The 21653-nt window shown below is 36.0% G+C and carries 22 protein-coding genes; 14 read left to right on the top strand and 8 right to left on the bottom strand.

What is annotated here, in order from left to right; translation table 11 throughout:
• Positions 1 to 831: 831 nt before the first annotated feature.
• The 4 genes from DF185_RS12745 to hpt are packed head-to-tail and all read right to left on the bottom strand — an operon-like array spanning position 832 to position 3688.
• Positions 832 to 1524 carry a phosphatase PAP2 family protein gene (locus tag DF185_RS12745; protein WP_110361133.1) on the bottom strand — a complete coding sequence of 231 codons (693 nt, stop codon included), beginning with the start codon at positions 1522 to 1524 and terminating at the stop codon, positions 832 to 834.
• 13 nt (positions 1525 to 1537) lie between these two features.
• Complete coding sequence (gene obgE, locus DF185_RS12750; protein ID WP_110361134.1) at positions 1538 to 2527, bottom strand: GTPase ObgE; 990 nt, start codon at positions 2525 to 2527, stop codon at positions 1538 to 1540.
• A gap of 12 nt (positions 2528 to 2539) precedes the next feature.
• Complete coding sequence (locus DF185_RS12755; RefSeq protein WP_110361135.1) at positions 2540 to 3145, bottom strand: adenylate kinase; 606 nt, start codon at positions 3143 to 3145, stop codon at positions 2540 to 2542.
• Between the two features lie 3 nt (positions 3146 to 3148).
• The gene (hpt, locus tag DF185_RS12760; protein ID WP_110361136.1) at positions 3149 to 3688 is read right to left on the bottom strand and encodes a hypoxanthine phosphoribosyltransferase; all 540 of its coding nucleotides are present in this window, start codon (positions 3686 to 3688) and stop codon (positions 3149 to 3151) included.
• A gap of 405 nt (positions 3689 to 4093) precedes the next feature.
• On the opposite strand from hpt, the gene purE reads away from it, so the two are divergent.
• The 4 genes from purE (at position 4094) to DF185_RS12780 (ending at position 8205) form a co-directional block, all read left to right on the top strand.
• Positions 4094 to 4600 carry a 5-(carboxyamino)imidazole ribonucleotide mutase gene (purE, locus tag DF185_RS12765; protein WP_110361333.1) on the top strand — a complete coding sequence of 169 codons (507 nt, stop codon included), beginning with the start codon at positions 4094 to 4096 and terminating at the stop codon, positions 4598 to 4600.
• A 212-nt stretch (positions 4601 to 4812) separates the two neighbouring features.
• Positions 4813 to 5625, top strand: a complete 813-nt coding sequence (locus DF185_RS12770) for a PorV/PorQ family protein (RefSeq protein ID WP_110361137.1) — start codon at positions 4813 to 4815, stop codon at positions 5623 to 5625.
• A 9-nt stretch (positions 5626 to 5634) separates the two neighbouring features.
• Positions 5635 to 7668 (top strand): helix-hairpin-helix domain-containing protein, encoded by a 2034-nt coding sequence (locus DF185_RS12775; RefSeq protein ID WP_110361138.1) that lies wholly within the window; start codon positions 5635 to 5637, stop codon positions 7666 to 7668.
• A 63-nt stretch (positions 7669 to 7731) separates the two neighbouring features.
• Positions 7732 to 8205, top strand: a complete 474-nt coding sequence (locus tag DF185_RS12780) for a PaaI family thioesterase (RefSeq protein WP_110361139.1) — start codon at positions 7732 to 7734, stop codon at positions 8203 to 8205.
• 3 nt (positions 8206 to 8208) lie between these two features.
• Here DF185_RS12780 and DF185_RS12785 read toward each other — a convergent pair whose 3' ends face one another.
• Positions 8209 to 9114 carry an RluA family pseudouridine synthase gene (locus tag DF185_RS12785; protein ID WP_110361140.1) on the bottom strand — a complete coding sequence of 302 codons (906 nt, stop codon included), beginning with the start codon at positions 9112 to 9114 and terminating at the stop codon, positions 8209 to 8211.
• A 352-nt stretch (positions 9115 to 9466) separates the two neighbouring features.
• Here DF185_RS12785 and DF185_RS12790 point away from each other — a divergent pair, with 352 nt between their 5' ends.
• The 6 genes from DF185_RS12790 to DF185_RS12815 all read left to right on the top strand — a co-directional run bounded on the left by DF185_RS12790 (position 9467) and on the right by DF185_RS12815 (position 14393).
• Entirely contained in the window at positions 9467 to 9958 is a 492-nt protein-coding gene (locus tag DF185_RS12790) for a YbaK/EbsC family protein (RefSeq protein WP_110361141.1), read from the top strand.
• Entirely contained in the window at positions 9952 to 10590 is a 639-nt protein-coding gene (locus tag DF185_RS12795) for an HAD family hydrolase (RefSeq protein WP_110361142.1), read from the top strand. Before DF185_RS12790 ends, DF185_RS12795 begins: the two co-directional genes overlap by 7 nt.
• Before the next feature lie 58 nt (positions 10591 to 10648).
• Positions 10649 to 11290 carry a DUF5020 family protein gene (locus DF185_RS12800; RefSeq protein WP_110361143.1) on the top strand — a complete coding sequence of 214 codons (642 nt, stop codon included), beginning with the start codon at positions 10649 to 10651 and terminating at the stop codon, positions 11288 to 11290.
• 23 nt (positions 11291 to 11313) lie between these two features.
• Positions 11314 to 12612: an NCS2 family permease gene (locus DF185_RS12805; RefSeq protein WP_110361144.1), complete on the top strand. Its 1299-nt coding sequence runs from the start codon at positions 11314 to 11316 to the stop codon at positions 12610 to 12612.
• A gap of 155 nt (positions 12613 to 12767) precedes the next feature.
• On the top strand, positions 12768 to 13427 hold the full coding sequence (locus tag DF185_RS12810) for a porin family protein (RefSeq protein WP_110361145.1): 660 nt from the start codon (positions 12768 to 12770) through the stop codon (positions 13425 to 13427).
• A gap of 114 nt (positions 13428 to 13541) precedes the next feature.
• Positions 13542 to 14393, top strand: a complete 852-nt coding sequence (locus DF185_RS12815) for a hypothetical protein (protein ID WP_133250032.1) — start codon at positions 13542 to 13544, stop codon at positions 14391 to 14393.
• 607 nt (positions 14394 to 15000) lie between these two features.
• Here DF185_RS12815 and DF185_RS12820 read toward each other — a convergent pair.
• Complete coding sequence (locus DF185_RS12820; protein ID WP_110361147.1) at positions 15001 to 15696, bottom strand: DNA-binding domain-containing protein; 696 nt, start codon at positions 15694 to 15696, stop codon at positions 15001 to 15003.
• 593 nt (positions 15697 to 16289) lie between these two features.
• Between DF185_RS12820 and DF185_RS12825 the strand changes: the two genes are divergently transcribed.
• From DF185_RS12825 to DF185_RS23495, 4 genes are all read left to right on the top strand, one after another.
• Positions 16290 to 16793, top strand: a complete 504-nt coding sequence (locus DF185_RS12825) for a hypothetical protein (RefSeq protein WP_133250033.1) — start codon at positions 16290 to 16292, stop codon at positions 16791 to 16793.
• Positions 16794 to 16861: 68 nt separating this feature from the next.
• The gene (locus DF185_RS12830; protein WP_110361149.1) at positions 16862 to 17233 is read left to right on the top strand and encodes a hypothetical protein; all 372 of its coding nucleotides are present in this window, start codon (positions 16862 to 16864) and stop codon (positions 17231 to 17233) included.
• 54 nt (positions 17234 to 17287) lie between these two features.
• The gene (locus tag DF185_RS12835) at positions 17288 to 18019 is read left to right on the top strand and encodes a hypothetical protein (protein ID WP_110361150.1); all 732 of its coding nucleotides are present in this window, start codon (positions 17288 to 17290) and stop codon (positions 18017 to 18019) included.
• 7 nt (positions 18020 to 18026) lie between these two features.
• A complete protein-coding gene (locus DF185_RS23495) occupies positions 18027 to 18287 on the top strand; it encodes a hypothetical protein (protein WP_133250034.1) in 261 nt (86 codons plus the stop codon).
• Between the two features lie 183 nt (positions 18288 to 18470).
• Here DF185_RS23495 and DF185_RS12840 read toward each other — a convergent pair whose 3' ends face one another.
• The gene (locus DF185_RS12840; RefSeq protein ID WP_110361151.1) at positions 18471 to 19709 is read right to left on the bottom strand and encodes a uracil-xanthine permease family protein; all 1239 of its coding nucleotides are present in this window, start codon (positions 19707 to 19709) and stop codon (positions 18471 to 18473) included.
• A gap of 214 nt (positions 19710 to 19923) precedes the next feature.
• Positions 19924 to 21633 (bottom strand): single-stranded-DNA-specific exonuclease RecJ, encoded by a 1710-nt coding sequence (recJ, locus tag DF185_RS12845; RefSeq protein ID WP_110361152.1) that lies wholly within the window; start codon positions 21631 to 21633, stop codon positions 19924 to 19926.
• Between the last annotated feature and the right edge of the window lie 20 nt (positions 21634 to 21653).

The raw sequence follows: 21653 nt of genomic DNA on the forward strand, positions 1-21653 counted from the left end.
AAATCACCCTTAAAACTTAACCATAATCTAAGAAATCATGAAATTCCATGTCTAAAAGGGATATCAAATCAACAGAACACAAATTGATAAATTTGAGTAAATATAATCTGCTTTGAAATGCCATTTTTTTATTTTACGCTCCAAATTCTTCCTGCAGAGAAAGCTTTTTTAAGGGGAGACAAGTGTTCGCTGGCTTTCTGAGTGTAAATTTTATTGTGTTTTTTCTAAATCTGAGTTTCTGAGCCGATTTACAAGGCATTTTCATTTTATCTGGCCTTCTCAAAGTCTTTCTGCTTGAAAAATGGAGTAAACTGTCTTTCGGAGAATCTTTTTGCTTGAAATTTTGAGAATCTCAATTTCTCACTTCCTTTTTCCAATGAAAAATTCATTTCTCTGGATTTCTCACTCTTTTTCCGAGTAAAAATGAAAAAATCTGACTTTCTGAAAGGAATTTTAATTTGAATTTTCCAGATCGGAATTTCTCACTCCTGTTTTCCATGTAAATTTCAATTCTCCAGCTTGTTTTACTCCTTTTTTACAATGAAAATTGACTGATCTGAGTTTCTAAGGGTATTTCAAAGCGAAATTTTAAAAATCCAGCCTTCACAGTCCAATTTCAAGTGTAAATTTGATTTCTCTGGCTTTCTCAGCGCTTTTTACAATGAAAATGGTGTGATCTGAGTTTCTGAGAGATTTTTCACAGTGGAATTTTAAAAATCCAGCTTTCTCAGGTTTATTTTAATTGTAAGTTTTGCTTCTCTGAATTTCTTAGCCCTTTTTAGAGCAAGAAAAAATCAGATTGTATTTGTAAAGAGTAAATTTAAATCCTTTCTAAAACAAACCGTATTTTAATAGCTTTCTTACCACCAAACAAATGGTAACAATTTCGATAGAAGCTACTCCTAAAATTAACCAGGCTGCGGAATAAGTAAGAGATTGAATGTTTCGTCTACCCCGTGTTAATGGCCCTTTACGAGAGTTTGAGAACCACTTGGTTAAACGATAAACACCATAACCAATGATCAGGCCTAAAATCATACCTCCAATGATATCACCAGGAAAATGAACTCCAAGATAGATACGGGTATAAACGACCAATAAAGACCAGGAAAATATGAAGAATGTGTATAATTTATTTCTAAACAGTAGAGATGTAAAAAGTGCAAATCCAAATGAATTCGTTGCATGAGAGGACACAAATCCATATCGACCACCTGTATAACCACTAACCAAATTCACAACTCCTTTCAAACTAGGATCGTGACTTGGACGAAATCTTTCAAACACATTTTTGAATAGTTGAGTAGAAATCTGGTCACACAAAAATATTAATAAAAATGCACCTAAAATCCAGTAAATGGCTTCTTTTCCTTTCACTTTGTAAATCTGATACAAAAGCAAAAGGTACAATGGAATCCAAAATTCTTTTCGGGTAAAAAACATCATTACAACATCCCAAAACGGTGTATTATGGCTATTAAACCACATAAAAAGTTCTTTATCCAATTGAATTAAGGTATCCATTCGCTAATTATTTTTATTCATTAATTGCTTTCCAAATCATGTCTTTCAACTCCATGATTCCCTTTTGAGCCACCGAAGATATAAAAACACAAGGAACATCCGGCAAATCTTGTTTAATTTCGTCCATTAACTCCTCATCCAACATGTCTGATTTGGTGATTGCAAGTAATCTTTGCTTGTCCAATAATTCAGGGTTGAACTGTTTCAATTCATTCAGAAGAATCTTGTATTCCTTATGTATGTCATCACTGTCGGCAGCTACCATAAATAGCAAGACAGAATTTCGTTCGATGTGTCGTAAAAATCGTAAACCTAAGCCTCGACCTTCATGAGCTCCTTCAATAATTCCCGGAATATCGGCCATAACAAAAGAACGATCATCGCGATAAGCAACAATTCCAAGATTAGGAACCAATGTAGTAAAGTGATATTCGGCAATTTTAGGTTTGGCCGCAGAAACAACTGATAGCAAAGTTGATTTACCAACACTTGGAAATCCTACCAAACCAACATCAGCAAGAACTTTCAGTTCCAAAATAACCGATCTCTCAACTCTTTCTTCACCAGTTTGTGCATATCTTGGAGTTTGATTGGTAGAAGATCTGAAATGCCAGTTTCCTAATCCACCTCGTCCACCTTTTACAAGGATTTTCTCTTCTCCATCTTCGGTTACATCGAAAATAACCTCTCCGGTTTCTGCATCACGGGCAACAGTTCCCAATGGCACTTCAATCACCTTGTCTTCACCATCGAACCCCGTACTTCTACTTTGGCTACCCGATCCTCCGTCGCCAGCAAATACGTGACGACTAAATTTTAAGTGAATTAAAGTCCATAATTGTGCGTTTGCACGGATAATGATGTGACCTCCGCGACCACCATCACCACCATCAGGACCTCCTTTCATCGTTAGTTTATCACGATGAAGGTGGGTTGAACCATTTCCTCCAGCTCCCGATCTACAAAAAATCTTTACGTAATCAACAAAATTAGATCCTGACATAGCTTTTCTTTTCTATCGTACTTCGGCAAATACAGGTGTAAGAGATAATTTCTCCCCAATTAGTTTTGAAATTCTATCCAAAACCTCATCCATCGATCCCATTGCATCAACAGAGTAGTAAACACCTGATTTTTTATATTCTTCTGCGATTGGCGCAGTTACATCATCATAAATTCGCAAACGCTTTTCAATTACTTCGCGTCCACTATCATCTGGTCGACCTGAAGTTTCGCCTCTTTTCAACAAACGTTGAATCAACTCCTCTTCGTCTACTTTTAGCTCGACCACAATATCAACAATACTATCTCGCTTGGCAAGCATTTCTGCAAAAACAGGAACTTGACCTACATGACGAGGCATTCCATCATACACAAACCCCTTCGCTTCGCTATTCGAGTCGATAAACTTCTCTACAATGCGATACGCCAACTTATCCGGAAAAAAGTTACCTCCATCAATTAGTCGCTTCGCTTCCAATCCTTCTGGTGTAGCTTTTTTAATCTCCTCCCTGCATACATCTCCAGTTGAAAGATGGATCAAGCCAAATCTATCTTGTATCAATTTAGATTGCGTGCCCTTCCCCGAACCTGGAGGTCCAAACAAAACAATATTCAACATTATTTAATCAATTACAGTGTAGATATCTGGTAGGTTTCTTCCAATTCCATCATAATCCAAACCTCTACCAACAATAAAATCGTTAGGAATTTCCATTCCAACATAGTGTAATTTCACATCTCTGATTAATGCTTTTGGTTTGAACAACATTGTTGCTACCAACACTTCTTTTGCTTCGTAATCTTTGATCTGCTCTAAAGTATTAGAAATTGTGATTCCAGTATCCACAATATCTTCTAACAATACAACTGTACGATCTTTCAAGTCTTCGGTAAAACCCATTAATTTTTTCACTTTACCCGTTGTGCTTGTTCCCTCGTAAGATGACAAACGCATGAAAGTAATTTGTGCATTTTCAACAGTAATTTGCTTCATCAAATCTGATGCAAACATGAATGAACCATTTAAAATACAAATGAACAAAGGATCTTTCCCAGCCAATTCTTTATTCATTTTTTCAGCCATTTGGGCAATTACCTTATCAATATCCTCTGCTGGAATTGATACACGAAATTCTCGATCAAGAAGTTTTACAGTTTTCATCTGTTTTTAATTTTCTTTAATTTGTCAGATGGAAGCCACAAGATTAAAATAATCATTGTTGTGTCCCCGATAGCTATCGGGTTAATGATTATTTAAATCATGTTTGTTTCATCAGTCTTTAATAATTTGTCTTAGTTGTCCGACTTCCCCTGTCAGAAATTTTCTGAGTTATCGGGCGTTTAAGGCAATGCCCTAAGCTATCGTTAATGTAATTTTATCTTTATTCTTTTCAGGAAATAAAAAATGTTTCAACTCCACATGGAACATACATATTTTTTTTTCATTTTTACGCTATAAAATTAGCGACGGATGCAGGTTCACATTTTGGGATTAAAACAATTCCTGATTTTGCTGCAAAAGTACAATTTTTTGTCATTTTATTTATTAAATCCACGAAAAAACCAAATGAAAGCAAAAGTTAGCATTATAATGGGCAGCACATCGGACCTGCCAGTTATGGAAAAAGCGGCAAAAGTTCTTAACGACTTCAAGATTCCTTTTGAAATCAATGCATTATCTGCACACAGAACCCCTGAGCAAGTTGAAAAATTTGCTAAAAACGCAAAAGAAAACGGTATTCAGGCAATCATTGCCGGAGCAGGAATGGCAGCTCACCTTCCAGGTGTAATTGCAGCTATGACTTCGATTCCTGTAATCGGTGTACCAATTAAGGCATCACTTGATGGAATGGATGCTCTTTTAAGTATTGCTCAAATGCCTCCAGGAATCCCTGTAGCAACAGTTGGAATCAACGGTGCAATGAATGCAGGTATTCTTGCAGCACAAATTCTTGCTGTAGGCGACGCAGACCTTCAAGAAGCTGTAATTGAATTCAAAGAAGGATTGAAAGAAAAAATCGTTAAAGCAAACGAAGAATTATCGACTGTAAAATACGATTACAAGACGAACTAGGAAAGCATAATCCTATTTATAGAAATAAATCTGCATTTCGTTATGATATGCAGATTTTTTATTTTAATTTAACTATGATTTTTGACATCAATCAACCAAATTAAGAATAGATAAAAATCAGAGCGCATAAAAGACAAGGCTTTTTTAATTGTAAGCCTTGCTTATAAGACATTGGTATGTAAATATCCTGTAAAACAGTTTTTAACTATACTATGCGCAAATTTTTATTATTCATTCTTCTATTCATCTCAATAAAGGTTTTCTGCTCGAATGAAAACAGACCTGCAGGTGCAAGGTATTTTGCAATGGGAAATGCATCGGTTGCGCTCTTTGATGAATGGTCAGGCTTCCACAACCAAGCTGGCCTTGCATTGCTAAAGAAAAAATCTTTTGGTGCTTACTACGAAAATAGATTCACAAACAAAGAATTAAGCACCAAATCGTTCCTCATCAACATTCCAAGTAAATTTGGGTGCTTTTCTGGCAACTACACTCAATTTGGTTTTGAACTTTACAAAGAGTCTAAAATCGGATTTTCATATTCCAGAGCCTTAGGAAAACATTTTTGGGCTGGCCTACAACTCAATCAAATAAGAAAAAAACTAAATGCCGAATATGGAGCACAATCAAAGTATACATTCGAATTTGGATTGTTAGCAGAAATTGCTCCAAATTTCTATTTGGGTTTCCATCTGTCTAATCCTACACAGGAAAAGTTTGAAACCTGGGATTACGATGATAAAATTCCAACAGTAGGTAGATTTGGAATTTCATGGAAATTATCAAACGGAGCCATCATTAGTTCTGAAATACTAAAGAATATTGATGATGACCCACAAATAAAAGCAGGAATAGAATACCCTGTAAATGAAAAATTATTCTTTCGGGCAGGAGCATATAACCATCCAAATTCAATAAGTTTTGGAATAGGTTATAACATCTCTAACCTAAAAACCAACATTGCCTTCTCCCGACACCCTGTTCTTGGATACACTCCATCGGCCGATATCAGTTTCCAATTTTAAAACCGAATCATGAAACGAATTCGCAGCATATTACCATTGATATTGTTCTTTTCTTATTTGAGTATCGCCACTGCTCAGAACACTGCAGTAGAACAAGATTTAATAGAGCGAATCATTGAAAATATCGCAGAACAAGAGGAAGAAAATCCTGATTACACCAATCTATTGGAAGAAATTACCAAATTGATTCAAAATCCATTAAACATCAATACAGCCAATTCTCATGAACTTGAAAAACTATACTTTTTAAATCAAAACCAAATAGAACAATTAATCAAATACCGAGAAGAAAATGGAGCAATACTTAGCATTTACGAAATACAATTAATTAAAGGCTTTTCTGCAGAATTGGTTAAAAATATCGCTCCTTTAATTTCCACGAAGGCAAACCCCAAACCAATTAGCGTTAAAAACCTAAAGCATCAACTCTTAATCAGAAGCGAACACAATTTTCAAAAAGAAGCAGGATATAAAACCGCTAATGAGAATTCTAAATACCTGGGAAAACCTTGGAAATATTACAGCAGATACCAAATCCAATCTCCAAAATCAGGAATAGTTTTTGGTTTTACTGCTGAGAACGATAAGGGAGAACCATTCTTTAAGGATCAAAACTCAAATGGATTTGATTTTTACTCGGCTCATGTTCAAAAAAAATCAAACGGATTTTTAAAGCGGGTCAACTTAGGCGATTTCCAAATTAAATTTGGTCAAGGTCTAAGTCTATGGTCAGGCATGGGCGGCAAGAAATCTTCCTTTACCACTCAAAATGCAAGAAAATACCAAGGTATCAGATCTTATAAATCAACTGATGAAAACCGATTTTTCCGAGGAGTATCCATCATCATATCCCCCTTAAAGGGAATTGACTTTGCCGCATTCGCCTCTTACAAAAAGATAGATGCTAGCGCTGACACCGACACCATTTCTTCATTTGCATCGAGCATCGTAAATACAGGCTTGCACCGAAACAAGAACGAATTGGATAAAAAAGATGCTTTAAAAGAAAGGTTGTTTGGTGGCTATTTCACTTGTAATTTAAAGAACACCCAGTTTGGTGCTGCTTTTATTCAATATTCCTACTCTCCAGAAATTCAAATCAAAGAGAAAGCATACTCTCAATTCAATTTCACGGGTAAAAACAATTACAACCTCAGCTTAAGCTATCAAACCCAAATCAATAACATACATTTATTTGGAGAAGCTGCTCAATCAAAGTCGGGAGGCATTGGAATACTGCAAGGAGCCAACATCCAAATACATCCACAATTCAACCTTGAAACCATATATCGAAAATACGATAAGAATTTTCACGCACACTACTCCAATTCCTTTTCGGAACAGAGCAGAAGTCAAAATGAAGAAGGGATTTACATCGGGATTGATTTTCATCCATTTCCCAAATGGAGCATAAAAGTTTACTACGATCAATTTGAATTTCCATGGCTAAGACATTCGAGCAATTCGCCTACCGATGGTCATGAATATTTTACACAGATAGAATACACAAACAGCGATAAACTATCCATCTATTTTAGGTACAAGCAAGAAAACAAGGCTGATAACATGGATGCTGATTTCATAAATATCCCTGTTGAATATGAAAAAACTCAATATCGCCTGCATCTATCAGCAAAACCCGCAGCGAACTGGGAAATCAGAAACAGAATAGAATTTTCAAAATACAAGCAGGCAGAACAAAACGAAAATGGCTTTCTTATTTATCAGGATTTGATTTACAGATTTTCTCAATTTCCATTAAACATCAGTTTGAGGTATGCATTATTCGACACCGATTCTTACGACACAAGAATTTATGCCTATGAAAACGACATTTTATACGCCTACTCCGTTCCGGCTTATTACAATAAAGGAAGCCGATTCTATCTAAATTTGAATTATAAAATCAGTAACAGAATCACCTTTTATGCCAGGTATGCTCAAACAAAATACTCCAATACGGAAAGCATTGGATCAGGAACTTCGTTGATTCATGGAGATACAAAATCAGATGTAAAACTTCAGCTAAAATTTCGTTTCTAGATTTTCCACAATCATTTTCTTGTTGTACTTTCGGATTCTTAAATTAACTCTTAAGATCGTATCATGAAGAAGATCATCAACCCATATCGTTCCACAGAAAACGGAAAATGCTTTGGCTGTTCGCCTGATAATGAACAAGGCCTACAAATGGATTTTTTTGAAGATGGCGAATATGTTGTTTCCCAATGGGAGCCAAAAACTCACCTTTCTGGTTTTAAAAATGTTTTACATGGTGGAATTCAAACTACCATTCTCGACGAAATAGCCTGTTGGGTAGTATTTGTAAAGTGTGAAACTGCAGGAGTAACTACAGCTTTGAATGCCAAATTTAAAAACTCCGCCTTCACAGATAAGGGAAATCTAACCGTACGCGGAAAACTAATTTCGAAAGACCGAAGATTTGCAACCATTCATGCAGAGATTCTTGACCCAGCAGGAAAAGTGTGTTCTGAAGCTGAAGTCCAATACATGATTTTCCCACAAGAAATGGCTATTAAAAAATTTGAATACCCGGGAATTGAGGCTTTTTACGAGTAATGCTTACACAATCTCACTTTCCGAATTGTATTTCTCCCATCGTTTTTCCTCCATCTCCATAAATCGACCAAATTTATATGGAGGATCGATGGAAATACTCATCTCCTCTCCAGAGTCAGGATGAGTAAACTGTAACTCGGCTGCACATAAAAACAATCCTTTCCCTCGAAGAATTTCCCCTTCTGTACCGTAAATCTTATCTCCCAAAATTGGGTTGCCGATACCTGCCATATGAATTCTTAATTGATGTGTTCTTCCCGTTTCAGGATACAAATCAACCATACTTAAAAATCTGTTTCGGATAGATGGAGATTTTTTCACCAACTTAAATGTGCTTACCGCATCCTTGTCATCCACCTGCATATCAATTTTTCCTTTTTCGTGCAAAGAGCCAATCACCACAGCTCTGTATCTTTTCTTTACCAACCGATCTTCGAACTGTTTGCCCAATTTGGCAGATGCATCAGCCGTTTTAGCAACAAGCAATAATCCACAGGTAGGACTGTCAATCCTGTGAACCGGACGAAAAACAGGTAAAGCATTCTTCCTCATCGAAGGTCGAAGATTGTAAGGCAAAGCATTTTGTACCGTACGAAACCGATTACCGCTTACCGAAATCCCACCAGGTTTATTAATTATAGCAATATGATCATCTTCATAAACCACTTCCAATGGCAACTTATATATCTTACTTGGTGGCAGCTCTAAATCGCACAGTTCAATTTTAAAACCAGCTTTTACCCACAAACCCGTTGAAGCCTGTAATCCATTTACCCGAATTAAGCCTCGCTTAATGGCTTTTTTGATTCCCTGATTTGTATTAATTCCAGAGAAAATATGCAATGCATATTCTTGCAAACGGATGCTTTCAGTTCCTTCAGGAACCACATGAGCTTCAATAACTACCATAACTCAATTTTTATTTGACGATAAGAAATGATTGAATAATAAAAGATACCAAATTCAGTTTAAAAAATAAGTTTAAATAAGATGACCCTTATCCAAAATCCAAACGAAACTAATAAATGCTGTTTCCAATACAATTTTAATTCATTTAAAATTAAAACAACATTTTTTATTCATCACTTATGCCCTTTAAAAACAAGGCTTCTACACTTTATCTGTTTTGCAATTGAATCGAAACAATTTTGAAATTTAAAATTTTTACTATTTTTGCCGCTCATTAAAAAAATATCATCTGGGAAACTGGTAATTCCCAATCAGAAGAAAAACCTTCAAGATTGGGCCAAAAAACGAAAGGATGAAGAAAACCAATGCAGCTCGCATTTTAGATCGAGCAGACATAGAATATGCGATTATCGATTACGATACAGATCCTATCGAAGTGGGAACTGAGCGTGTAAGCGAGAACACAAATCTGCATGTTCCATACATCAACAAAACCCTTGTACTTTCCGAAAACAAAACGGGAGTTGTTGTCGACTGCATATCTGGTTCGTCCGAACTTAAACCAAATTCCATTGTACAAATTAGCGAAAACCAAAAGAGTACTTTGGCTGCCTTGAAAAATATTCAAGAACTTACTGATTACATCTGTGGTGGATGTTCTTTCCCAGACACGAAAAAGGATTACCTTGTTTTTCTCAACACCCTTGCATTACAATTGAAACAATTCTCAATAAAAGCAGGATTAAGAGACAAACAAATGAAAATAGATTCTATCGACTTTCACTCGATTACAAAAGCAACTCTTTGTCTAACCTCAAATCCTAAACTAAAGCTGGCATGTTAGATTTTAAAGCAATTATTTGGGATTACAACGGAACTTTACTCGACGATTTATCCATTGGAGTGCTTAGCATCAACAAAATGCTAAACAAAAGAGGATTGCCTTTACTAACAACCGAGCACTATCGCGAAGTATTTACTTTTCCTGTGAAAAGTTATTACGAAGCAGTAGGATTTAATTTTGAGACCGAAGATTGGGATAAAGCTGCAAATGAATTCATAGATCATTACACATCTTTATTGCCACAATCAGGAATTTTTCCTGAAGCTGTTAATTTGCTATCTCACTTTAATAAGGAGGGGAAAAAGCAATTTATTTTATCAGCAATGGAACAAAACATGCTTAATGAATCAACTCGCAATGAGAACATCATTAAGTATTTCGATGAGATATCAGGAATTGATAATATATACGCAAGTTCGAAAATTGACAATGGCTTACAGTTAATGAAAAAACATGAGCTAAAAGCCAGTGAGGTTTGCCTGTTTGGCGACACCACACACGATTATGAAGTTGCGAAGAAGTTAGGTTGTAATTGTATTTTAATTGCATCCGGACATCAATCCTATCAAAAATTAAAGGAAACTGGTTGCCCTACAGTAGTCAACCACTTAAAGGAGATCACAAAGAATTAAACAACCATTTATAAATTTTTTACTAATTAAATTCTATTAAACAATCATTTAATTTATCATGAAAAAATTACTTGCTATTTTCGCTGTTTTGGTTTCTTTTGCTGCTAACGCACAAAACCTTCAATTACACCGCGATTTCGACCGTGGACACTTCACAACTACTTTTGAAATGTTCAAAATGGACAAGTGGGGTAACACTTTTACATTCATTGATTTTGATTACGATGCAGATAACGGTATCAACCAAGGATACTTCGAGATTGCTCGTGTATTAAAAACAGAGAAAATGCCAGTTGGTTTACACATTGAGTACAATGGTGGTGTTGGTAATGCTGATAACTTTGGTTATACCATTAACGATGCATGGATTTTTGGTGTGAACTACGCAAAAGGTGGTGCTAAATCAGGATTCTCAACTTATGCTGGTTACAAAGCTATTAAAGATGCTGATGATGCTAACTTCCAAATTACAGGAACTTGGTATGTTAACTTCTTCGATGGTAAAATGACTTTCTCAGGTTTTGCTGACCTTTGGACTGAAAATGGTTTATCTGATGACACTGTATTCTTAACTGAGCCTCAGTTATGGTACAATGCTACTAAAAATGTTTCTTTCGGTGGAGAGGTTGAAATCTCTAACAACTTTGCAGGTGGCGATTTCGAAGTTCGTCCAACTCTTGCAGTGAAGTGGAATTTCTAATCATCAATTAAAAACTAGTAATCATGTTAGATAAGTTTTTTAACATTACCAAACTAGGGTCAACCCTTCGTACCGAGGTTGTTGCAGGTATCACTACCTTCATGACCATGGCATATATCCTTGCGGTTAACCCAGATATTTTAAGTGCAACCGGAATGGACAAAGGTGCTGTATTTACAGCGACTGCTATTTCGGCTATCATCGCAACTTTAGTTATGGCTTTGGTTGCTAAATTACCTTTCGCATTGGCTCCTGGTATGGGATTAAATGCATTCTTCGCATTTACCGTAGTATTAGGAATGAGATACAGCTGGCAATTTGCTTTAACTGCAGTATTCCTTGAAGGTATCATCTTCCTTTTATTAACAGCTTTCAACATTCGCGAGCTAATCGTTAACTCCATTCCGTTGAACCTGAAACACTCTGTTTCGGTGGGTATCGGTCTATTTATTGCATTTATTGGATTAAAAGGAGCTGGTGTTATTGTTGACAATCCTGCTACATTGGTAAGCTTAGGCGATATGAAAAGCCCAAGCGTAATTGTAGGATTAGTTGGTATTTTGGTAACAGGTGTTCTTTTCGCAAGAAACGTAAAAGGATCTCTTTTAATCGGTATCCTTTTCTCAACCATATTGGCATTAATTTTAGGAGTAACTCACATGCCGGAAAACTACAAATTTGTAAGTCTTCCTCCATCAGTATCTCCTATCTTCTTCCAATTCGATTTCTCTCAAATCTTCACCATTGATATGGCTATCGTATTGTTCACATTCTTATTTGTGGATATGTTCGATACTGTAGGAACTTTGGTTGGTGTAGCTTCTAAAGCTGATATGTTGGATAAAGATGGTCGTGTACCTCGTGTAAAACAAGCTTTATTTGCCGATGCTGTTGGTACATTCTTCGGATCTATCTTGGGTACTTCAACTGTAACTACTTACGTTGAGAGTGCTGCTGGTGTATCAGAAGGTGGTAAAACAGGTATGACAGCACTTACAACTGCTGGTATGTTTGCTTTGGCATTGTTATTTGCTCCTGTATTTATCATGATTCCTTCAGCTGCTACAGCTCCTGCTTTGGTAATTGTTGGTTTATTCATGATGTCGCCAATCTTGAAAGTTGATTTGAACGACTTTACAGAAGCGGTTCCAGCATTCCTTTGTATCATTATGATGCCATTAACTTTCAGTATTGCTGATGGTATTGTTTTCGGGATGTTATCATACGTAACTTTAAAATTACTTACGGGTCGTTACAAAGAAATTAGCCCGGTAATGATTGTTATAGTGGTATTGTTTATTATCAAATTCTATTTTGCCTAATTGATAGCACAAAAATCAGAATAGAATTTTCCATATTCAAAATCCCTCTTTACTTCGGTAGAGAGGGATTTTTTTTTGCCCGTAATGCATCTCTTTTAAACAATATCAAAATCCATTTGTTATGAGAGGTATAGAAATTAATAAAAACTCCAGCTATGAGATTAGTACATCACATTGCAATAATCGTTTCTGTACTCTGTTTTTCAAGCATTAAAACAGAAGCTCAGAATAAAAATCAAGAGCACAAATTTTTTCTGAAACTGTATGGTGGTGGAAGCCATGTTGCCAACATGAATATCAACGGACAAGATGCTGAATTGTTGAATTCAATACATATAGATACAAAAATTGGTTTTTCATCGGGCATCTCGATCGGATATCAATGGAACGAAAAAATAGCAACTGTTTTGGGCTGGGAATACAAATCAAACAGTTCGTCCACAAGTATCGACAATTTGGAATACGATGGAAACTATGCCTCAAACATCATCTATCTAGATGGACTTTATTCATTGTACAAAAATGACAAATCAACCCTTTATACCGGGGCAGGATTGGCGATGATAGAAGAAATAGATTTAGATTATGAAACCAATGGTTCAGAAGTATCATTCTCAGAATCTGGACGAATTGGGGTTCATTTAATTCTGGCCTACGATTATGAGTTAAGTCGAAGATGGATACTCAACACTGAACTGAGAAAATCCTTTTTCTCAAAATTCGATCTTAAGGAGGAAGGCGGTTCTAACCAAACACTTGTTGATTTAAAATACAACCCAACGACTTTAAATATTGGCATCAAGTACATGTTCTAATGCTTGCTTGTTCTTACTTCAAAAACATTTCAAACAATCTACTTGAATTTATTCTTGTATAACTTTTCTTAAACAATCTCGTAAACCTCTGCATATCACTAAAAAAGAAGTTGAATGATGAGATTTGGGAAGAAAGTATGCTACTTGTTAGCCTCTATGCTTGTGATGTACTCGTGCAATTCGAATGAGCATGAACTGGAAATGAACATTACCAACGCGGTAAATGTGGAAGAAAATGCAATGGTAAATTCCATACTGGAAAATATCCTGAACGAAGTGGAGTACAACATGCTGAGTATCGACAATGGCATTGCCACAAAACAAGACTCCATACCCTTTGTAAAGATTGCTGATAACAACAATCAGGAAAACACAAAAACACTAAGTATTAACTACGGACAACAAAACAGCAGCGATTACTTAGGCAAGCTAAAAAGAGGACGCATCACCACACAAATAGAAGGTGAGTTCAAAAGCGAAGAATGCTGCTATACCGTAAGCTTCGAGCAATACTACATCAACAATTTAAACATTACGGGTAGCATTAAAGTGGACAGTAGAAAATCGGCAAGCTTCGAAAACCTAACTTTCGATGTTACTTTCGAAGAGATCCTATTTACCGACGAAAAAGAAAACACCTACACCCTAAGCGGAAAGCTAAGCAGAGAATGGATTGAAGGATACGAAACCTCAAACAACCATTGGGATGATCAGTTTTTTATTAGCGGTACCACCTCCGGCATCAACTCGGAAGGAAGGGAATACCAATCAGAGATATTAACACCCTTGTTAGTAAGTCATGCCTGCGAATTTATTGCTTCAGGAGAAGTATTGTTTACGGCAGAGAACGAATCGTGCACCTACAGCTACGGCAATGGTTTGTGCGACAACAAAGGATTCTTTACCAAGGATGGCCAGCAAAACCAATTCGAATACGGCAGGTATCAGTTTCGCTACCAGAAGTAATTTAAGGTTCTATATGAAATATAGTGGGTAACTATATCGATTATTATTTGAAAACAATAATTCTTTAGTTTAACTATATTTTGCTCAAGCCGCATGGCTCTTACTTTTTCCATCGATGAAAAAGTAAGCAAAAAATCTAGGGCGTGTAAGCACAAACTCCTTCTACTTGAAAACATTAAGTTCGGCGGAGTGATCTTCTCAATTCTTCGAAGCTTCCCCGTCTCTCTATATGTTTTCTGCGGATAAGAAGCTTGTCCTTCCAATGCCCACTAATGCAGTTCGAACAAAGTAGAAATAATTTTTTAACTTATAAGCTAGCTAATTTTATAAACTACCTACTATAAATCATACAGAGCCTAATTTAATTATAAACTTTCTTAGTGCTTTAAGCGATTTTTACTTTAATTATTCAATTACCCATTTGAGCATACCCCTGCTCTCGATAGGAGCACACCCCTGCTCTCGATAGGAGCACGACCCTGCTCTCGGTAGGAGCACGACCCTGCTCTCGGTGGGAGCATGCCCCTGCTCAAAGAAAGTAAAGCATAAAATAAGCCCGCACCATAGAATCAGATGCGGGCTGTTGTAAGCAATTGAACAATCAAACTTATTGGACCGTATAATATGCGGTTGATATTCCGATTCGTAATATTTTCCCATTTCTGGTAGTATTGCGAATCTCTATTCTATATTGACCTGGGTTTAAAGCAGGAACTTTTAAAGAAAGTTTCTTAGGCTCATTTAATTTAGGCATGCCAGCCTTGGTTTCTACCCCATCGGCCTTGTTAATGAAAAACACACCTTGCCCATCAATCTCCTCGTAAATTTTAAGTGCATTACCTTCAATCTCCAATGCTGCACCAGGAGTAAGAAACTCATCCATTTTTTCAGTTCCCCAATCGTAAACCTTCATAATTTCCGGCACTTCCTTATTAGGTTTTACATAGGTAGGCTTAATATTCTTAGTAGCTGCCTTTAATTCACTGCAAGGAACAATACTCACATTAATGCTGTGTCGCGATGGATCGAACCTATCGTTTTCGTCCTCGAAAACACCGGCAATGTCCAAATTCACAGTAATGTGATCGTCGTGATAACTATAACCTTCACGAACAAAGTCGATAATGGTTTCCCAATACTTTTCGATCACCGCTTTCGACTCTGTTTCCTTTAAAATAGAACCTGGCCCAGTAAGATTAACCAGTAAATTCCCAAAGTTTTTGGGCTTCTGGTTCATCACTTTCCCAAGCTTATCTATGGGATTGTCTTTGGTTAACATACAATCGTACAAGGAATATTCCATAATATTGAATTTTAAAAATTATTACTATGCATGATGCGCGAGTTAAAAGGCACAACATACCCTATTCTAAAATTGCACTACACTTGTAATGCGTAATATTCATAAATTATATGCGTGGGATGCTATTCACTTTTATTGTGGTTCTTTATCAGTTGTTTATATCATTACATATATAAACTTAGTGAACATTATACCAGAGGTCAACACATGACTACTATATAGAATCATTCTACTTAATTAGGTAATTATCTATTGCCTGTGTACACAGGCATTACAGAGTACTTTAATATTAAATTACATAAATAATGTTCTATAACATATATTTTGCCGGGTTACCTTTTAAGCATAATCGGAATTAAATGTTGTTAGTACTTATTAAAATACAAATAGATAGGATGAGAAATGTTTTAATAACCCTACTTTTAATTGTTAATGTTTGTTCTTATGGACAGAATATGATCGTCAATCAAGAAACAGATAATAGTTATAGGTCGTATCGCCATAATCCCTTAATAAAAATTGAATCATTATCAGATTTACCCTCATTAATTCAGTTTAATACTAAAGGACATCTAAAGAAAATCTTAGGAGAAATGAGCGACAGTCTCCATTTCTCCCAGGCACAGGCAATTGATTTAAAGGCTATATTTCAGAAAGATTCTGCAGTCTTTATAGGTAATGCAGTAATCCCAAAATACATTATAAAATTCGTATTAACCGATCGTTCTATTGGCATAAAAAGCTACAATCTATCAATAGAACTTGATGAATACGGGCAGCTGTTGCATATCAACTGGCCTAAAGAAAAGTGGGATAACAAATCGAAATTTATTGCAAGAGATACCATAAAACAATTCGTTCTGAATTACGCAAAATCAAAACGCTTTGACACATCAAGATGTAAGGTTTATTTTGGATATTACAGTCAATTTGATAAACTCTGTTGGAAGTTTCATTTTCCTGATTCTACAATTACTTCAAACACATATTACAAAAGAGAGAAAACATATAACACCATTTTAATTTCCTGGGATGAGTTAAAAATTCTTCAAGAATCTCAATTTTCAAAGGCTACTTACCCACACGCAATTAAATGAAGTCGGAAATTATTCCGGCCATGACTTACTAACGAGATGCTCTTTCTCTAAATGAAACAATATATAGTATGAAAAAAATTACACGAAAGTTGATCACTCTTATAGCAATAACAATTGTTCTTGCGAATTTATTAAGTGGCATAATAAATCTTTTTACCGAGGGAATTGGCAAGGGATATACCTATGAAACTTACGATGGAAAATACAAGTTTACCTACGTTCCTTCAAAAGGAGGTAAATTTGAACGTGTAAAAACCTATTTTGAATTTTTACAGGAAGATGATCCGCATTATAAGGGTACAGAATTGTTTAGAACTTTTGAACGTAAACCACTTCAATTTTGGAACTGGTATTCTTACATGTTTTCAGAAGCATACAGCTTTCAATACCGAGAGTTATCCAAAGGCAGTGTTCATTACAGGGGATTAGAAAAACAATAAAAGAGATATTTAAACCAAAAGGGAAATGCATTGATTACCCCTATACAAATCAAAATGAGATTACTTATACTTTTTATAATATCAAACCTAAGCATATCTAGCTTTGCGCAAATCAACTCAACTGAATCAACAATTACAAAGGAGTTACTGGAGAGCATTAATACCATAGATGATTCCCTTACCAGAGTCATTTTAAAAAAAATGCAAGATGAAAACTTAGTCAATGAAGCATCTAATACAATAAAAGATGCTTATGAGATTTTTGATCTAATTAATAATGCAAACCATAGTATGAATGACTGTTATATCTTGGTTCAAGATTCAATAATGATTCAAACTACTAACAAGTCTTATTCGGTAACTGATGTATTCAATAAGATAGGAATGCACCCTTCAAATAAGAGATTTGTATTTAGGCCAGAGATTGATAGAAACCACTTGTTCTTAACAAAACGAAACCAACAGGTTTTGAATAATTTCATCGAGTTTATCAATTCTTCTATAGAATATAAACCCATATGGAGAAATGGAAAAATAAGCAAATGGGAATCTCCTGTGTTGTTTGATCCGCTATTACAAAAACTTTCCAATTATATTTCAATTTACACTGGAGAAGGTGAAGTTGCGGTTTTAAATTATTGGGTAATTAAACAAGTGTCTTTCAATAAAAGAAAGAACAAAGCGTTGGTTGAAGTTGATTATACAACAAGTGGTGAGAGGTTCTATTTAGAAAAGGACAAAGGGGTTTGGAAAGTTATTAAGAGTTTTACAACTTGGATAGAATAAATTGAATATGAGAAACATACTTCCAATTATTGTCTATTGCATTTTACTGCTTTGTTGTTTTTGGGGCTTGGATATTAAATATGAAGATAAAATTTCTCCCCTTAGTTATTATATGCTTTCTTTCTTAGCCATGCTATTAGGTAGGTTATCCACCAAATTGGAAAAATATTTAGCAAATACATATCTGTTTTTTGGTGTATTACTGCTTTTTGTAGCATTAATATCTACTCCTATTCACGAAATGCTAAGTAGTTTTACCTTGTGGTAAAAACTAAGACTGTCAATTTGGACAGCCTTCATGATAATAAAAAAGCCCCTTTGCAGGGGCTTTATATATAAAAGGGATGTTAAAACCTAAATCAAGATTCAGGTTAACAGAATCAAATTTAATCAATTTTTAACAGAATACTTATTAAACGGATTAATTATTTTAATAATCCCCTACTAATAACTATTCTTCCTTAACTTCACTTCCCTTAATTGGCTTCGATTTATCAGGTAAAATCAGGTTTAAAACAACACCTACAACCGATGCCAAACCAATGCCTGCCAATGAGAAATTACCGTATGAAATTTGTGCTCCCCCAATACCAACAGTAAGTACAACCGAAATAATTACCTGATTTCTGGTTTTAGTAAAATCTGTTTTTGCATCGATAAGCGTTTTAATACCAATACCTGCAATCATACCAAAAAGCAACAACATGATACCCCCCAAAACCGCTTGAGGAATGGTTTTAAGGAATGCACTTACCTTACCAATTAATGAGAATACCAATGCAGTAACTGCAGCAATTCTCAATACTCTAGGATCAACAACCTTAGTCAATGCAATTGCACCTGTAACTTCTGAATAAGTTGTATTTGGTGGTCCTCCGAAAAATCCTGCGAAAGCAGTAGCAACACCATCGCCCAATAAAGTACGGTTTAAACCTGGCTTTTTAACAAACTCTTTGTTTGCTACTCCACCAATAGCATACATATCGCCAACATGCTCAATAATTGGGGCAAATGCCACAGGAATCATATATAGTATCGCACTCCAGTTTAATTCAGGACGAACAAACTCTGGCAAAGCAAACCATGCAGCTTCTGTTATTGGCGTAAAATCTACTTCACCTAAAACTACAGAAACAATATATCCCACAACAATTGCTGAGAAAATAGGAATCAGTTTTAGCATTCCCTTGGTATACACCACAATTAAAATGGCAGTTAACAAGGCAATAGAAGAGATGATCCAATTGGTTTTGGCCATATTAACAGCTACAGGAGCCAATGACAAACCAATAATCATGATAACTGGTCCAACTACAATAGAAGGGAATATTTTCTCGATCACTCGCAATCCCCAAACTTTAATGATTCCGGAAACCAAACCGTAAACCACACCTACCGCAATTAAGCCAGATAATGTTCCAGGCAAACCATATAGTTCTGTTGCGGCAACAATTGGAGCAATAAAGGCAAAACTACTGCCTAAAAAAACAGGAACCATACCTTTTGTGATTAAATGAAAAATCAAGGTTCCGATTCCTGCTGTAAACAATGCGACTGCTGGGTCAATACCAACTAACAATGGGACTAGTACCGTTGCGCCAAAGGCAACAAAGAGAAATTGTACTCCCAAAATAATTCTTTTCGTGGGACTTTGGAATCCCGGAGCCGTAGCTTCTTGAGTAAGGATCATAAAATGGATTTAAAAATTCACAAATTGGCGCAAAGATAATAAGCTTCGCGAAACTGACAAATTCGAAAAGCTCAATAAATCAACGCAAAGGAGTGCGTAAATTCTAAAAATCCAATTAGATCCTTGATTAGAAATCGTCAGCCTAGAAATCACTTTTTTCTTAAACAGACACAATCTAAGTAAGATTTAAACAATAAGATATCGGAAATGAAGGTTAAAATTTGATATCGCGCACCATTAGCTGAGTTTCCACTTTTCCCATGTACTCATTCTCTTGTACTGAGTAACATACATCAAATGGTGAACCACTGGAAATTTTAGGATACAATTTCCCCATTGAAAAGGCAATTCCTCCTTTTACATCTCCTTCGCGGATATCATCAACAACCGAAAGTTTAAGGTGTTCCTTATTTCTACCTACTGGACGACTATATCCATAATCAACCACCTTTTCACTAATGAAAACAGGTGTCATGTTTTTGGGCCCGAATGGTTCAAATTGTTTTAGAACACGGAAGAATTTAGGTGTAATATCTGAAAGTTTAATGCTGGCATCCACTTTTATCTGAGGAACCAACATATCGTCTGTAATGTTTTCGCAAACATATTCTTCGAAACGTTGCTGAAAAACACTAACATTTTCAATTTTCATGGTAAGGCCCGCAGCATACTTATGGCCTCCGAAGTTCTCCAACAAATCGCTGCAAGCGGATATTGCATTGTACAAATCGAAACCATCAACCGAACGAGCACTACCTGTTGCAAATCCGTTCGACTCGGTAAGAATTACCGTTGGCTTGTAATAAGTTTCAATCATACGAGATGCTACAATTCCGATCACCCCTTTGTGCCAATTGCGATCAAATAAAACTGTACTCTTCTTATCGAGCAGAGTTTTACTTTTTGCTACACGTTCCAAGGCATCATCGGTAATACTATGATCCAACTCTTTTCGATCTTCATTCAATCCATTAATGGTATCTCCAATTAGCGTGGCTGCCTCTTCCTTTTCGGCAATCAGTAATTGAACAGCATGGTTACCCGATTGAATTCTACCGGCAGCATTAATTCTTGGCCCGATTTTAAAGACAATATCATTAACGCTCAAATCTTTTGTAACGCCAGCTAGCTTTAATATCGTTTTTAATCCCAAACGAGGATTCTCATTCAGCTGCTTTAATCCATAGTAGGTTAAAACACGATTTTCTCCTGTAATGGGAACGATATCTGATGCAATACTTACCGCCAACAAATCCAAAAGAGGAATTAACGTATCAAATTGCCAATTCTTTCTGTTTGCCAATCCTTGCATCAACTTAAATCCAACACCGCAACCTGAAAGAACATCACAAGGATATTCACAATCACTTCTTTTGGGATCTAACACTGCAACTGCATCGGGTAAATTTTCATCTGGTGTATGGTGATCGCAAATGATAAAATCAACTCCTTTTTCGCTTGCGTAAGCAATTTTCTCAATGGCTTTAATTCCACAATCCAATGCGATAACCAGACTGATATTATTCTCTGCGGCATAATCGATACCGGTTTTGGAAATACCATAACCTTCCGAATAGCGATCAGGAATATAGTAATCGATAAAATCGAAATGAGATTTTAGATAGGTGTAAACAAGAGCTACAGATGTGGTGCCATCAACATCGTAGTCGCCATACACCATTACACGCTCTTGTTTCTCTATTGCGATAACCAATCGGTCAACCGCCTTGCACATATCCTTCATCAGAAAAGGATCATGCAAATCGTCGAGACTGGGACGAAAAAAAGCTTTGGCCATATCGAAATTTGTGATCCCTCTCTGAACTAACAGATTGGCAATCACCCGGTCAACACCCAATGATTCCATCAGTGTGCCAACCGTTTCTTCATCGCCCGGCTCATTTATTACCCATCTCTTTTCCATATACAAGATTTTAGCTAGCC

This window comes from Marinifilum breve, from assembly GCF_003202155.1.
Classification (GTDB): Bacteria; Bacteroidota; Bacteroidia; order Bacteroidales; family Marinifilaceae; genus Marinifilum; species Marinifilum breve.

Excerpts from the sequence above, each read along its gene's own strand:
- DF185_RS12785 (WP_110361140.1), bottom strand. The coding sequence starts at position 9,114 with ATGGTAGTTATTGAAGCTCATGTGGTTCCTGAAGGAACTGAAAGCATC.
- hpt (WP_110361136.1), bottom strand. The coding sequence starts at position 3,688 with ATGAAAACTGTAAAACTTCTTGATCGAGAATTTCGTGTATCAATTCCA.
- recJ (WP_110361152.1), bottom strand. The coding sequence starts at position 21,633 with ATGGAAAAGAGATGGGTAATAAATGAGCCGGGCGATGAAGAAACGGTT.
- DF185_RS12805 (WP_110361144.1), top strand. The coding sequence starts at position 11,314 with ATGTTAGATAAGTTTTTTAACATTACCAAACTAGGGTCAACCCTTCGT.
- DF185_RS12790 (WP_110361141.1), top strand. The coding sequence starts at position 9,467 with ATGAAGAAAACCAATGCAGCTCGCATTTTAGATCGAGCAGACATAGAA.
- purE (WP_110361333.1), top strand. The coding sequence starts at position 4,094 with ATGAAAGCAAAAGTTAGCATTATAATGGGCAGCACATCGGACCTGCCA.
- DF185_RS12810 (WP_110361145.1), top strand. The coding sequence starts at position 12,768 with ATGAGATTAGTACATCACATTGCAATAATCGTTTCTGTACTCTGTTTT.
- DF185_RS12815 (WP_133250032.1), top strand. The coding sequence starts at position 13,542 with ATGATGAGATTTGGGAAGAAAGTATGCTACTTGTTAGCCTCTATGCTT.
- DF185_RS12825 (WP_133250033.1), top strand. The coding sequence starts at position 16,290 with ATGAGCGACAGTCTCCATTTCTCCCAGGCACAGGCAATTGATTTAAAG.
- DF185_RS12840 (WP_110361151.1), bottom strand. The coding sequence starts at position 19,709 with ATGATCCTTACTCAAGAAGCTACGGCTCCGGGATTCCAAAGTCCCACG.
- DF185_RS12830 (WP_110361149.1), top strand. The coding sequence starts at position 16,862 with ATGAAAAAAATTACACGAAAGTTGATCACTCTTATAGCAATAACAATT.
- DF185_RS12820 (WP_110361147.1), bottom strand. The coding sequence starts at position 15,696 with ATGGAATATTCCTTGTACGATTGTATGTTAACCAAAGACAATCCCATA.
- DF185_RS12795 (WP_110361142.1), top strand. The coding sequence starts at position 9,952 with ATGTTAGATTTTAAAGCAATTATTTGGGATTACAACGGAACTTTACTC.
- DF185_RS12780 (WP_110361139.1), top strand. The coding sequence starts at position 7,732 with ATGAAGAAGATCATCAACCCATATCGTTCCACAGAAAACGGAAAATGC.
- DF185_RS12770 (WP_110361137.1), top strand. The coding sequence starts at position 4,813 with ATGCGCAAATTTTTATTATTCATTCTTCTATTCATCTCAATAAAGGTT.
- DF185_RS12775 (WP_110361138.1), top strand. The coding sequence starts at position 5,635 with ATGAAACGAATTCGCAGCATATTACCATTGATATTGTTCTTTTCTTAT.
- DF185_RS23495 (WP_133250034.1), top strand. The coding sequence starts at position 18,027 with ATGAGAAACATACTTCCAATTATTGTCTATTGCATTTTACTGCTTTGT.
- obgE (WP_110361134.1), bottom strand. The coding sequence starts at position 2,527 with ATGTCAGGATCTAATTTTGTTGATTACGTAAAGATTTTTTGTAGATCG.
- DF185_RS12800 (WP_110361143.1), top strand. The coding sequence starts at position 10,649 with ATGAAAAAATTACTTGCTATTTTCGCTGTTTTGGTTTCTTTTGCTGCT.
- DF185_RS12745 (WP_110361133.1), bottom strand. The coding sequence starts at position 1,524 with ATGGATACCTTAATTCAATTGGATAAAGAACTTTTTATGTGGTTTAAT.
- DF185_RS12835 (WP_110361150.1), top strand. The coding sequence starts at position 17,288 with ATGAGATTACTTATACTTTTTATAATATCAAACCTAAGCATATCTAGC.
- DF185_RS12755 (WP_110361135.1), bottom strand. The coding sequence starts at position 3,145 with ATGTTGAATATTGTTTTGTTTGGACCTCCAGGTTCGGGGAAGGGCACG.